This window comes from Microbacterium sp. Y-01, assembly GCF_003856715.1.
Lineage (GTDB): Bacteria > Actinomycetota > Actinomycetes > Actinomycetales > Microbacteriaceae > Microbacterium > Microbacterium algeriense.
Genome location: NZ_CP024170.1, coordinates 857,283 through 871,534, shown reverse-complemented (window position 1 = coordinate 871,534; position 14,252 = coordinate 857,283). Strand labels below are relative to the sequence as shown.

The 14,252-nt window shown below is 66.8% G+C and carries 7 protein-coding genes; 1 reads left to right on the top strand and 6 read right to left on the bottom strand.

Annotation, left to right across the window (positions count from 1 at the left end; all coding sequences use genetic code 11):
* Positions 1-21: 21 nt before the first annotated feature.
* Positions 22-612 carry a hypothetical protein gene (locus tag CSX12_RS04015; protein ID WP_164479532.1) on the top strand — a complete coding sequence of 197 codons (591 nt, stop codon included), beginning with the start codon at positions 22-24 and terminating at the stop codon, positions 610-612.
* Between the two features lie 190 nt (positions 613-802).
* Here the strand turns inward: CSX12_RS04015 and rpoC are convergent, their stop codons facing one another.
* The 6 genes from rpoC to CSX12_RS03985 form a co-directional block, all read right to left on the bottom strand.
* The gene (rpoC, locus tag CSX12_RS04010; protein WP_017203727.1) at positions 803-4,678 is read right to left on the bottom strand and encodes a DNA-directed RNA polymerase subunit beta'; all 3,876 of its coding nucleotides are present in this window, start codon (positions 4,676-4,678) and stop codon (positions 803-805) included.
* 108 nt (positions 4,679-4,786) lie between these two features.
* Positions 4,787-8,290: a DNA-directed RNA polymerase subunit beta gene (locus CSX12_RS04005; RefSeq protein ID WP_017203728.1), complete on the bottom strand. Its 3,504-nt coding sequence runs from the start codon at positions 8,288-8,290 to the stop codon at positions 4,787-4,789.
* A gap of 298 nt (positions 8,291-8,588) precedes the next feature.
* Complete coding sequence (locus CSX12_RS04000; RefSeq protein WP_124894930.1) at positions 8,589-10,337, bottom strand: ABC transporter ATP-binding protein; 1,749 nt, start codon at positions 10,335-10,337, stop codon at positions 8,589-8,591.
* Positions 10,334-11,299, bottom strand: coding sequence for an ABC transporter permease (locus CSX12_RS03995; RefSeq protein WP_124894929.1), 966 nt, complete (start codon positions 11,297-11,299; stop codon positions 10,334-10,336). Before CSX12_RS03995 ends, CSX12_RS04000 begins: the two co-directional genes overlap by 4 nt.
* Positions 11,300-11,333: 34 nt before the next feature.
* Complete coding sequence (locus CSX12_RS03990) at positions 11,334-12,338, bottom strand: ABC transporter permease (RefSeq protein ID WP_017203731.1); 1,005 nt, start codon at positions 12,336-12,338, stop codon at positions 11,334-11,336.
* Between the two features lie 84 nt (positions 12,339-12,422).
* The gene (locus CSX12_RS03985) at positions 12,423-14,096 is read right to left on the bottom strand and encodes an ABC transporter substrate-binding protein (RefSeq protein WP_124894928.1); all 1,674 of its coding nucleotides are present in this window, start codon (positions 14,094-14,096) and stop codon (positions 12,423-12,425) included.
* Positions 14,097-14,252: the final 156 nt, after the last annotated feature.

Genomic DNA, 14,252 nt, shown 5'->3' with positions numbered 1-14,252 from the left:
GACGGGGAGTACCGTGTGGCCATGAACCCCCGACTCATCGGTGCCACCGCGGCTGTCGTCCTCCTCCTCGCCCTGACGGCGTGCGCCCCGCAGGCGGGCGGCGCCGGGAGTCCTTCGCCGAGTTCGTCGCAGAATGACGCGGCCGGTGATGAGGAGACGGGCACGCCGTCGCCCAGCCCGACGCCGACCGCCGCGCCCGTCGCGCTCCCGACAGACTGCCGCGCGATCCTGTCGGAGGCCGTGTTGACGGAGCTCGCCGACACTCCGCTCAACCACGCGGCGTTCGGTCCCTCCGGCGTGGGCGAAGACGGCGCCCTCACCTGCATCTGGGGCGACCCCGGCGCCGACACGACCCGACTCACGACGACCATCTCCGGGATGAACCGCGGACCCGCTCTCGACCTGCTCAACAAGCTGGCAGATGACGAGGGATTCTCCTGCTTCACCCCGGACGGCGGGACGCGCTGCGAGAAGACCTGGCCCAACGAGCAGTACCCCGTGACGGACGGCCGCACCTTGTTCTGGCGCGACGACGTCCTGATCGACACCCGCTACTCGAACCTCGCCCCCGCGGGGTACACCTCGAGCATCGTGGACCACCTCTTCGACTGAGCGACCCCGCACCCGCTCCTCCCTCGAGTGCACGGCTTCGCGTCGACTGCACGGCGTATGGACGCAGACTTCCCGTGCACTCGGCGACTTCCCGTGCACTCGGCGACCGCGAACACCGCGGGGACGACGAAGGCCCCGGGGCGAACCCCGGGGCCTTCGTTCACTCAGTCACACCTCAGTTGTGCCTCAATCAGTTGTAGGTACCGGGGGTGATGTCGTCCGTCGAGAACGCGTCGAAGTCGACGTAGCCGAAGTCGCCGTCCGCGTACGCACCGTCGGATGCGAAGATCCGGTTCGGGTAGCGCTCGCTCTTGGCTTCCTCGGTGGCCTCGACCGTGACGTCGCGGTACTTCGAGAGACCGGTTCCGGCGGGGATGAGCTTTCCGATGATGACGTTCTCCTTGAGACCGACCAGCGGGTCGCGCTTGCCCTGCATCGCAGCCTCGGTGAGCACGCGGGTCGTCTCCTGGAAGGAGGCGGCCGACAGCCACGACTCGGTCGCGAGCGACGCCTTCGTGATACCCATCAGCTCCGGACGACCGGACGCGGGGCGCTTGCCCTCGGCCACGGCCTCGCGGTTGATCGACTGGTAGCGCTTGAGGTCGACCATCTCACCCGGGAGCAGGGTCGTGTCGGCGTGATCGACGACGGTGACCTTGCGGAGCATCTGACGGACGATGACCTCGATGTGCTTGTCGTGGATCGGCACACCCTGCGAGCGGTACACACCCTGGACGCCGCCGACGAGATAACGCTGCACCTCGCGAGCGCCCATGACGCGCATGATCTCCTTGGGGTCGAGCGTTCCGACCTGCAGGGGCTGTCCGACCGTGACGTGCTGGCCGTCCTCGACGAGAAGCGTCGCACGCTTCAGCACCGGGTAGATGACCGGCTCGTCGCCGCTGTCGGGCGTCAGGATGACCTTCTTGCCCTTGTCGGTCTCGTCGATCGTGATGCGGCCATCGGCCTCGGCGATCGGCGACGCGCCCTTGGGGGTACGCGCCTCGAAGAGCTCCTGCACACGGGGAAGACCCTGCGTGATGTCATCCGCCGACGCCGAACCACCCGTGTGGAAGGTACGCATCGTCAGCTGGGTACCGGGCTCACCGATCGACTGGGCGGCGATGATGCCGACGGCCTCGCCGATGTCGACGGTCTTGCCCGTCGCCAGCGAACGGCCGTAGCACTGCGCGCAGACACCGACGGCGGAGTCGCAGGTCAGGACGGAGCGGACCTTGATGGTCTCGACACCCGCAGCGACCAGCTTGTCGATCAGCACGTCGCCCACGTCGTCACCGGCAGCGGCGAGGACCTCGCCCTTGCTGTCGACCACGTCGGAGGCCAGCGTCCGAGCGAACACCGAGTTCTCGACGTTCGCGTCGCGCACGAGCTCGCCCTGCGAGTTCGGAGCGGCGATCGGGAGCTCGAGGCCCTTCGACGTGCCACAGTCCTCTTCGCGGATGATGACGTCCTGCGAGACGTCCACCAGACGACGGGTCAGGTAACCCGAGTCGGCGGTACGCAGAGCGGTGTCGGCCAGACCCTTACGGGTACCGTGCGTCGCGATGAAGTACTCCGCCACCGACAGACCCTCGCGGTACGAGGAGATGATCGGACGCGGGATGATCTCACCCTTGGGGTTGTTCACCAGACCACGCATACCCGCGATGTTGCGGATCTGCAGCCAGTTACCACGGGCACCCGAGGACACCATGCGGTTGATGGTGTTGTCCTCCGGGAAGTGCGCCTTCATCGCGGCCTGCACCTCGTCGGTCGCCTCGGTCCAGATCTTGATGAGCTCCTGACGACGCTCGGCGTCGGTCGTGAGGCCCTTCTCGTACTGGGACTGGACCTTCGCGGCCTGCTTCTCGTAGCCGGCGACGATCTCCGCCTTGTTCGGCGGGGTGAGGATGTCGCTCAGGGCGACGGTCACACCCGAGCGCGTGGCCCAGTAGAAACCGGCGTCCTTGATGCGGTCCAGCGACGCAGCCGTCTCGACCTTCGGGTACTCCTCGGCCAGCTTGTTGACGATCTGCGACAGCTTGCCCTTGTCGGCCTGCTCGCGGACGAAGGGGTAGCCCTTCGGCAGCGCGTCGTTGAAGATCGCCTGACCCAGCGAGGCGTCCACGAGACCGTGGCGCTCGTAGCCCTCGGGAGCTTCGCCCTCGAGGAACGTCAGACCCGGGATGCGGATGCGGATCTTGGCCTGCAGGTCGAGGGTTCCCTCGTCCTTGGCCAGGATCGCCTCGCCGACCGAGCCGAATGCACGACCCTCACCGGCTGCGCCCTCCTTGACCGTGGTCAGGTGGTGCAGACCGATGATCATGTCCTGCGAGGGCAGGGTCACCGGGCGGCCGTCGGACGGCTTCAGGATGTTGTTCGACGCGAGCATCAGCACGCGGGCCTCGGCCTGAGCCTCGACCGACAGCGGCAGGTGCACGGCCATCTGGTCACCGTCGAAGTCGGCGTTGAACGCCGCGCAGACGAGCGGGTGCAGCTGGATGGCCTTGCCCTCGACGAGCTGCGGCTCGAACGCCTGGATGCCCAGACGGTGCAGGGTGGGTGCACGGTTGAGCAGCACCGGACGCTCGCGGATGATCTCCTCGAGCACGTCCCAGACCTCGGGACGGGTGCGCTCGACGGCGCGCTTGGCCGCCTTGATGTTCTGCGAGTGACCGAGGTCGATCAGGCGCTTGATGACGAACGGCTTGAAGAGCTCCAGCGCCATCTGCTTGGGCAGACCGCACTGGTGCAGCTTCAGCTGCGGCCCGACGATGATGACCGAACGGCCGGAGTAGTCGACGCGCTTGCCGAGCAGGTTCTGGCGGAAACGACCCTGCTTGCCCTTCAGCATGTCGCTGAGGGACTTCAGGGCGCGGTTGCCGGTACCGGTGACGGGACGACCGCGGCGGCCGTTGTCGAACAGGGCGTCGACGGCCTCCTGCAGCATGCGCTTCTCGTTGTTGACGATGATCTCGGGGGCACCGAGGTCGATCAGACGACGAAGACGGTTGTTGCGGTTGATCACGCGGCGGTACAGGTCGTTCAGGTCGCTGGTCGCGAAGCGGCCACCGTCGAGCTGCACCATCGGGCGGAGCTCCGGCGGGATGACCGGGACGACGTCCAGGACCATCGCGGCGGGGCTCATGCCGGTCTCGAGGAACGAGCTGACGACCTTGAGGCGCTTGATCGCACGGATCTTGCGCTGGCCCTTGCCCTCCGAGATCTGCAGACGCAGGTTCTCGGCCTCGGCCTCGAGGTCGAACGCCGCGAGGCGACGCTGGATCGACTCGGCGCCCATGTAGGCCTCGAAGTACTGACCGAAGCGGTCCTGCAGCTCGTGGAAGACGTCGTCCTCCGGACGGAGCGCGCCGACCTCGAGCGTGCGGAAGTCCTCCCACACGCGCTCGAGCTTGGCGATCTGCTCGTCGGCACCCTTGCGGATGAGGGACATCTCCTTCTCGGCGGCGTCCTTCACCTTCTTCTTGGCGTCGGCCTTGGCACCCTCGGCCTCGAGAGCCGCGAGCTCCTCCTCCAGCTTGGCCAGGCGCTCCGCGATCTTCGAGTCGCGGCGGTCGCCGAGCGTCTTCAGCTCGAGACGGATGTTGTTCTCCTGCGTGCCCAGGTCGCGGTGACGAGCTTCCTCGTCGACCGAGATGACCATGTAGGCGGCGAAGTAGATGACCTTCTCGAGGTCCTTCGGCGCCATGTCGAGCAGGTAGCCCAGACGCGAGGGAACACCCTTGAAGTACCAGATGTGGGTGACGGGAGCGGCGAGCTCGATGTGACCCATGCGCTCACGACGGACGGAGCTCTTGGTGACCTCCACGCCGCAGCGCTCGCAGACGATGCCCTTGAAGCGGACGCGCTTGTACTTGCCGCAGGCGCACTCCCAGTCGCGGGACGGTCCGAAGATCTGCTCTCCGAAGAGGCCGTCCTTCTCGGGCTTCAGGGTGCGGTAGTTGATGGTTTCGGGCTTCTTGACCTCACCGTACGACCAAGCGCGGATGTGGTCCGCGGTGGCCAGGCCGATGCGAAGCTCGTCGAAAGTTGTGGACTCGAGCACTAGTTCTCCTGTGTCGGAAATTCTGTTTGAGAAGTCTGGGCTTCGACAGGCTCAGCGACCCGGTGGGTCCTGGTGTCAGGAACCTGGGTCCCTGAGCCTGTCGAAGGGTTAGATCTCGTCGATCGAGGCGGCCTCGAAGCGGCTGGAGATGTTGATACCGAGTTCCTCTGCGGCGCGGAACGCCTCGTCGTCGGTGTCGCGGAGGTTGACCAGCGTGCCGTCGGCCGAGAGGACCTCGACGTTCAGGCAGAGCGACTGCATCTCCTTCATGAGCACCTTGAACGACTCGGGGATGCCCGGCTCCTGGATGTTCTCGCCCTTGACGATCGCCTCGTACACCTTGACGCGGCCGAGGATGTCGTCGGACTTGATCGTGAGGAGCTCCTGGAGCGCGTATGCGGCACCGTAGGCCTCGAGGGCCCACACCTCCATCTCACCGAAGCGCTGTCCACCGAACTGCGCCTTACCACCGAGCGGCTGCTGGGTGATCATCGAGTACGGACCCGTGGAACGTGCGTGGATCTTGTCGTCGACCAGGTGGTGCAGCTTCAGGATGTACATGTAGCCCACGGAGATCGGCGCCGGGAACGGCTCGCCGGAGCGGCCGTCGAACAGCTGCGTCTTTCCGCTCGAGTCGATCAGACGGATGCCGTCGCGGGTCGGGAGCGTCGAGTCGAGGAGACCGGAGATCTCCTCCTCGCTCGCACCGTCGAACACCGGCGTGGCGACCTTCGTGCCGGGAGCGGCCTCGAACGCCTCCTGCGGGAGCTTCACAGCCCACTCCGGAGTGCCCTCGACCTTCCAGCCCTGCTTGGCGATCCACCCGAGGTGGGTCTCCAGCACCTGACCGAAGTTCATTCGTCCAGGGATGCCGAGCGGGTTCAGCACGATGTCGACCGGCGTGCCGTCCGACAGGAACGGCATGTCCTCGATGGGGAGGATCTTCGCGATGACACCCTTGTTGCCGTGACGGCCGGCGAGCTTGTCGCCCTCGGTGATCTTGCGCTTCTGGGCGATGTAGACCACGACGCGGCGGTTCACGCCGGAGCCGAGCTCGTCGTCGCCGTCCTCGGCGTTGAACTCCTTGACCGCGATGATCGTGCCCTGCTCGCCGTGAGGCACCTTCAGGGACGTGTCGCGGACCTCGCGGCTCTTCTCGTTGAAGATCGCGCGGAGCAGACGCTCCTCGGCCGACAGCTCGGTCTCACCCTTCGGCGTGACCTTGCCGACGAGGATGTCGCCGGGGCGGACCTCGGCGCCGATGCGGATGATGCCGCGCTCGTCGAGGTCCTTCAGCAGCTCCGGGCTGACGTTGGGGAGGTCACGGGTGATCTCCTCCTTGCCGAGCTTGGTGTCGCGGGCGTCGACCTCGTACTCCTCGATGTGGATCGAGGAGAGGGTGTCGTCCTTCACCAGGTCCTGGCTCAGGATGATCGCGTCCTCGAAGTTGTAGCCCTCCCACGTCATGAACGCGACGAGGAGGTTCTTTCCGAGGGCCAGCTCGCCGTTCTCGGTGGCGGGGCCATCGGCGATGACCTCTCCGACCTCGACGCGCTCGCCGGCGTTGACGACGACCTTCTGGTTGTAGGAGGTGCCCTGGTTCGAGCGGTCGAACTTGCGCAGGTGGTACTCCTGCGTTCCCCCCTCGTCGAGCATGACGACGACGCGGTCAGCGGAGACCTCGGAGACGACACCGGCCTTCTCGGCGGTGATCACGTCGCCGGCGTCGATGGCGGTGTAGCCCTCCATACCGGTTCCGACGAGCGGCGAGTCGCTGCGCAGCAGCGGCACGGCCTGACGCTGCATGTTGGCACCCATGAGGGCGCGCTGTGCGTCGTCGTGCTCGAGGAACGGCACGAGCGAGGTCGCGACCGACACCATCTGGCGCGGGGAGACGTCGATGTAGCCGATCTCCTCGGGGACGAACAGGTCGACCTCGCCGCTGCCGCCCTTGGGGCGGGCCAGGACGTGGCTCTCGCGGAAGCGACCCTTCGCATCGAGCGGCGCGTTGGCCTGCGCGATGTTGAAGTCGACCTCCTCCGAAGCGGTGAGGTAGTCGATCTGGTCGGTCACGACCCCGTCGACGACCTTGCGGTACGGCGTCTCGATGAATCCGAAGGAGTTGATGCGCGCGAAGGTCGCGAGCGCACCGATCAGACCGATGTTCGGGCCTTCCGGCGTCTCGATCGGGCACATGCGGCCGTAGTGCGAGGGGTGGACGTCACGGACCTCGACGCCGGCACGGTCGCGCGAGAGACCACCGGGGCCGAGCGCGGACAGACGACGCTTGTTCGTCAGACCCGCGAGCGGGTTGTTCTGGTCCATGAACTGCGACAGCTGCGACGTTCCGAAGAACTCCTTGATCGCGGCGACGACGGGGCGCACGTTGATCAGGGTCTGCGGCGTGATGGCCTCGATGTCCTGCGTGGTCATGCGCTCGCGGACGACGCGCTCCATGCGGGACAGACCCGTGCGGACCTGGTTCTGGATCAGCTCGCCGACCGCGCGGATGCGACGGTTGCCGAAGTTGTCGATGTCGTCGGTCGCGAGACGGATCTCGGCCTTCTTGCCGCCGCGGATGCCCTCGAAGGTCTCCTCGGTGCCGGCGTGCAGGCGCACCAGGTACTTGATCGTGGCCACGATGTCCTCGACGGTCAGCACCGACGAGGTCAGCGGCTGGTCGAGACCCAGCTTGTGGTTGATCTTGTAGCGGCCGACCTTCGCGAGGTCGTAGCGCTTCGGGTTGAAGTAGAAGTTGTCCAGCAGCGCGCGGGCAGCCTCGGCGGCGACCTGCTCGCCCGGACGCAGCTTGCGGTAGATGTCGCGGAGCGCGTCTTCCTTGGTGACGATCGTGTCCTTCGCGAGCGTCTCCTCGATCGAGGTGTAGCCGGCGAACTCGGCGAGGATCTCCTCGCTGGTCATGCCCAGCGCCTTGAGGAAGACCGTGACCGACTGCTTGCGCTTGCGGTCGACGCGCACGCCGACCTGGTCGCGCTTGTCGATCTCGAACTCGAGCCAGGCACCACGGCTCGGGATGACGCGAGCCGACACGATGTCCTTGTCAGACGTCTTGTCGGGGGTCTTGTCGAAGTAGACACCGGGGGAACGGACGAGCTGCGACACGACGACGCGCTCGGAGCCGTTGATGATGAACGTGCCCTTGTCGGTCTGCAGCGGGAAGTCGCCCATGAAGACCGTCTGGGTCTTGATCTCACCCGTGAGGTGGTTCATGAACTCGGCCTCGACGTACAGCGGAGCGGCGTAGGTCTTGCCCCGCTCCTTGCACTCCTCGATCGAGTACTTCTCCGGCTCGAGGTAGGGGTTCGTGAACGAGAGCTGCATCGTCTCGCCGAGGTCCTCGATCGGAGAGATCTCCTCGAAGATCTCGCCCAGACCGCTGTTCTCGTTGACGTCGGTGCGACCAGCAGCCTTGGCCTCGGCCACGCGCGCCTTCCAGGCGTCGTTGCCGACCAGCCAACCGAAGGACTCGGTCTGCAGGGCGAGAAGGTCTGGGACCGTCAGCGTGTCGGAGATCTTGGCGAACGAAAGACGGGAAGCTCCGCGTCCGTTCTTGGTGGTGGTGGATGTGGATGCGTTGCGAGCAGCAGCCAAGGGAATAACCTCCGTGAGCCCCGCAGGGCTTCTCGATTCCTTTGTCGTCAGGTGGAGTGTGCGCTCAGAAGCTCACGAGATGCCGACCACCATATGAGGGCAGGGAGAAGCGAGCGCAACTACCAACTATACGCACGATTCCACGACATGGCAAGCGCAATCCTTGACCAATCTTCGACGCTGCGGTAATGGGACCGCCGAGACCCCGCCTCGTCGCCGAAACCCCGCCCTCGCCGCGGTGGCAGGGCGGGGTTTCGACGCGAAACCGGGGTCTCGGGCGGGACGGGGCGGGACGGGGTCAGGACGCTATGTTGAGCTCGTTGCCGGGGATCGAGGCGAGGAGACGACGCGTGTAGGGGTCTCGCGGGTTCGTGAAGATCTCCTCCGAGGAGGCCGCCTCCACGAGCCTGCCGTCCTTCATGACGCACACGTAGTCGCTGATCAGCCGCACCACCGCGAGGTCGTGCGAGATGAACAGGTAGCTCAGGCCGTACTCGCGCTGCAGGTCGCCCAGCAGCGTCAGGATCTGGTCCTGCACCAGCACGTCCAGCGCCGACACCGGCTCGTCGCACACGATCAGCGCGGGCGACAGCGCGAGCGCCCGGGCGATCGCGACCCGCTGCCGCTGACCGCCGGACAGCTCGGACGGGTACCGCCGCAGCATCGACTGCGGAAGGGCCACGTCGTCGAGCAGCTGACGCACGCGCTTGCGGCGGTCGGCACTGCTCCCCCGCTTGTAGAACTCCAGCGGCTCCGCGATCAGACGCTCGATCGTGAACATGGGGTTCAGACTTGAATACGGGTCCTGGAAGATCGGCTGCACCTGCTGACGGAAGTCCTTCGTCTCCGCTCGGGTGAGCGAGGAGATGTCCTTGCCCTCGTAGCGGATCAGCCCGCTCGTCGGCTCGATCACCTTGAGTAGCATCCGCGCCGTCGTGGTCTTGCCCGAGCCCGACTCCCCCACGATCGCGACGGTCTCGCCGCGCGGGATCGCCAGGGAGACGTCGTCGACCGCGACGAAGTCCTCGCCGCGACCGCGGACCGGGTAGACCTTGGTGAGGTGCTCGATCTCGACGATGTTCCCCTTCGACGAACTCAGGGACCCAGGCTCACGGTGGGTCGCTGAGCCTGTCGAAGCGTCCTCGCCCTGGGTCGCTGAGCCTGTCGAAGCGTCCTTCACGAACGCCTCCGGCCGCAGCCGCGCCGCCGCGACGGAGGGAGCCGCCTTCACGAGCGACTGCGTGTAGGGGTGCTGCGGATCCTCCAGGATCTGTCGCGCGTCGCCCTGCTCCACGACCTTGCCGCGATGCATCACGATCACCCGCTCGGCCCGCTCGGCGGCGAGACCGAGGTCGTGCGTGATGAGCAGCACGGCCGTTCCCAGCTCGCGCGTCATCTGTCCGATCTGGTCGAGGATGGTCTGCTGCACCGTGACATCGAGGGCACTCGTGGGCTCGTCGGCGATCAGCAGGCGCGGCTTGCACGCCAGACCGATCGCGATGAGCGCACGCTGACGCATGCCGCCGGAGAACTCGTGCGGGTACTGCTTCGCCCGTCGCTCCGGATCGGGGAGGCCGGCAGCGCTGAGCGCCTCGACCACCTTCGCCTGGACGTTCTGCCTGGTGGCGAGGCCGTGGGCGAGCAGGGTCTCCGCGACCTGGGTGCCGATCTTCGCGACCGGGTTCAGGTTCGACATCGGGTCCTGCGGCACGAGGCCGATGTCGCGGCCGCGGATCGTGCGCAGCTCGTGCTCCGGCGCGTGGGCGATCTCCTTCCCGTCGAGGCGGATGCTCCCGGAGGCCACCCGGCCTCCTCCGGCGAGCAGACCGATGATGGCCATCGCGGTCGTCGACTTGCCGGAGCCGGACTCCCCCACGATGGCCACGGTCTCGCCCGGTCGGATCTCGAGGTCGACCCCTTCGACCGCGTGCACGACGCCGTCCATGGTGGCGAAGTCCACGGCGAGGCCCTGGACGGACAGCAGGGGCTCGGTCGACATGTGCTTCTCCTTCACGGCGCGCATCGCGCCATCGTCCCTGGCGTTCATCGTGCCCTCGTCCGCGGGTCCATCGCCTCGCGCAGCGCCTCACCCAGCAGGGTGAAGCCGAGCGCGGTGACGGCGATGCAGATACCGGGGAGGAACGCCAGCCACGGCGCGATGGCGAGTTCCGCCTGCGCATAGGTGAGCATGCGACCCCACTCGGCCGTCGCCGGACCCCCGCCGCCGAGACCGAGGAACGACAGCGCCGCCGCATCGATCACGGCCGTCGCGAGGGTCAGGGTCCCCTGCACGATCACCGGCCCGATCGCGTTCGGCAGGACGTGCGACATCGTGATCCTGCCCCGGCCCAGGCCGAGCGTCTGCGCGGAGAGGACGTAGTCGCTGGATCGCTGCTGCAGCATCGACGCCCGCAGCAGGCGCGCGAAGATCGGCACCTGCGACGCTCCGATCGCGATCATCACCGCGAACGGCGTCTGCCCCAGGATCGCCGCGATCGACACCGCGAGCAGCAGGTTCGGCACCGAGAGGATGATGTCGACGACCCGCATGATCACCGTGTCGACCCAGCCGCCGAAGGTACCGGCGAGCAGACCCAGGATCATGCCGCCGACGAGTCCCATCGCGGTGGAGATGACACCGATCAGCAGAGACGCCTGCGCGCCCCAGATGAGCTTGGACAGCACGTCGCCGCCGAACCGATCGAGGCCGAGGGGGAACTCCGGCAGCTCGCCGGGACCGGGGATGTGCGTCGGCGTGATGTACTTCGCGCCAGGCAGAGCCGTCTCCGGATACGGGGCGAGGAGGGGCGCGAGCGCGGCGACGAGCAGGAACAGCAGCACGATGACCGCGCCGATCCACGCCGTGGGGTTGCGACGGAGCCGACGGAAGACGTCGCTCCAGAACCCTCCGGAGCCGTTCTTCAGATCGGCCTGGGCGATCGCGACGGTGTCGATGCTGCCGCCGCTCTCCGCCGAAGGCCCCTGTGCGGGCGGGAGTGCGATGCTCATGCGACCGCCTCCTTTCGGACGATGGGGAGGGACATCACTGCACCCTCACTCTCGGGTCGATGAAGCTGTAGGACACGTCGACCGCCAGGTTGATCAGCGCGTACGCGATCGCGATGAAGATGATGAATCCCTGAAGGACGGGGAAGTCCCTGGTGAAGATCGCCCTCGCGAGGAACGATCCGATGCCGGGGAAGGCGAACACCGTCTCGGTGAGCACGGCGCCCGAGATCAGCAGACCGGTCTGGAGACCGATCGTCGTGATCACCGGCAGCATCGCGTTGCGGAGGATGAAGCGGTTGCGGAGCGTCGGGGTCCCGACGCCCTTCGCACGCCCCGTGCGCACATAGTCCGCATTCTGCACTTCCAGCACGCTGGCTCTGGTGATGCGGACGATGATCGCGAGCGGGATGGTGCCGAGCGCGAGCGCGGGAAGGATGAGGTGCAGGATCGCATCCCATGCCGCGTCGAACTCCCCCGTGATGATGCCGTCCCAGACGTAGAAGCCGGTGGGATGCGTCGCGTCTATGCGCGGATCCTGCCGCCCGTCCGAGGGCAGCCAGCCCAACTGGACGGCGAAGACGTACTTCAGGATGAACGCGAGGAAGAACACCGGGATCGTGATGCCGATCAGGCTCAGCACCACGGACGCGTGGTCGGTGAGCTTGCCGTGACGGCGCGCCGCCCAGTAGCCGAGCGGGATGCCGATGCCGACGGCGAAGATGAGCGCCATGACGCTCAGCTCGAGCGTCGCGGGGAAGCGGCGGAGGAACTCCTCCGTCACCGGCCGATTGGTCTGGATGGACGTGCCGAAGTCGCCCTGGAGCAGGCGCGTCACCCAGATGAAGTACTGCTCGATGAGGGGCTTGTTGAAGCCGTACAGCTCGTTGACCCTGGCGATGGCCTCCGGTGTGGCCTTCTCGCCGAGGAGGGCGACCGCGGGGCCGCCGGGAAGGGCCCTGACCCAGGCGAACAGCAGGATGCTGAGCCCGAACAGGGTGGGGATGAGGAACAGCAGTCGCCTGCCGATGGTGCGCAGCACAGAGTTCTCCGTCGATCAGAAGGTACGCCGTGCCCCGGTCCCGCCGAGGGCGGAACCGGGGCTCGACGTATCAAATGGTCAGGCCTACTTGGTGAGGACGATGTCCGTGAAGACCTCGTCGTTCACCGGGCTGGCGGGGTAGCTCTCCACGCGCGGGTCGAACGCGAGTGTCGGCGCCGGGTGCGCGAGCGGGACGCCGGGGATGAACTCGGCGACCATCTCGTTGATGTCCTCGTACAGCGCCGTCTGCTCGTCGAGGTTGGACACCCCGCGCGCCTCGGTCAGCTTCTGGAACAGCTCCGGGTTGTCGAAGCCCCACTCCGAGCTCTTCTGGCCGAAGAAGACGCCGACGAAGTTGTCGGTGTCGTTGTAGTCACCGGTCCACCCGAGCAGGTGGATGCCGTGGTCCGACGTGCCGGTCGTGCGGTCGAGGTACTCGACCCACTCCTCGGAGACCGGGGTGGTCTCCACGCCGACCTCGGTGAGCTGCGACGACAGCACCGTGTAGATCTGCTCGGGGTCCGGCATGTACGGACGCGAGACGTTGACCGGGTAGTTGAAGGTCAGCTTCAACGGGTTGGACTCGTCGTAGCCGGCCTCGGCCAGCAGGGACTTCGCCTTCTCGGGGTCGTAGTCGTAGGTCTTGACGTCGGGGTTGTAGCCGTTGACGACCTCGGGGACGAACTGCGTCGCCTTCTCGGTGCCCTCCGGGAGCACCTGGCTGATCAGCGCGTCCTTGTCGACCGCGTAGGAGAGAGCCTCGCGGACCTTGGGGTCCTGGAGCTCCGGCACGGCCTGGTTGAACGCGAGGTAGAGGATCGTGAACGGAGGGCGCGACACCATCGTGAAGTCGTCGTCCGCGAGGGCCTTCGTGTCGGCCGGGCCGACGAGGTCGTAGCCGTCGATCGATCCGGACTCGAGCGCCTGACGGCGAGCGGTCGGGTCGTCGATCGTGCGGAAGATGATCTCGTCGATCTGACCGGCTTCACCCCAGTACCCGTCATAGGCCTTCAGGGTGACCTGCTCCCCCGGCGCCCATTCGTCGAACTGGTAGGGGCCGGTGCCGACGGGGTGTCCCATCGCGTACTCGGACAGCTGCGGGGCCTCGGCGGATCCGCCGACCTCGTCCGCGCCGAACTCCTGCATCGCGGACGGGCTCTGCATGGCGAAGGCGGGCAGCGACAGCGAGGCGATGAACCCCGCGAACGGCTTGTTCAGCTCGATCGTGACGGAGTTGTCGCCGTCCGGAGTGCACGACTTGTACACGGCGTCCGCGGGGTTGGAGGCGTAGCCCTTGAAGAGCTTGTTGTAGTAGTAGCCGAAGGCCTCGGAGGCGGCCAGGCCGGTCCAGTTGTACCAGCGGTCGAAGTTGACGCAGACGGCCTCGGCGTTGAACGGGGTGCCGTCCTGGAACGTGACGTCCTCCTTCAAGGCGAAGGTGTACGACATGCCGTCCTCGGACGGCTCCCACGACTCAGCCAGCAGCGGCGCCGGATCGGCGGTGCCCGGCTCGGTGCCGACGAGACCCTCGAAGATCTGCCGGGAGACGCGGAACGTCTCGCCGTCCTGGGCGAATGCCGGGTCGAGGCTCGCCGGATCGGACGAGGCGGCGAAGACGAACGTGCCGTCCACGTCTCCGGAGCCCTCCCCACCCCCGTCGCCGCGCTCGCTGGCGACGCAGCCTGCCAGCGCGATCGCCGCGATCGTTGCTCCGGTGACGGCGATGAGTCCTCGCCGACGCGTGACTGATTGGTGCATTGTATGACCTTCCCTGTCGGGCGCTTCGTTGCGCGACACCGAGGCGTTGTCGCCTCGGTGACGGTGATCCCTCGAACGTACCCAGCGGACTCCCAGATGCCAACCGCCTCGAGGTTGCAATCCGGTATCGGCGCGAGACGGGCGGATCCGGTAGTG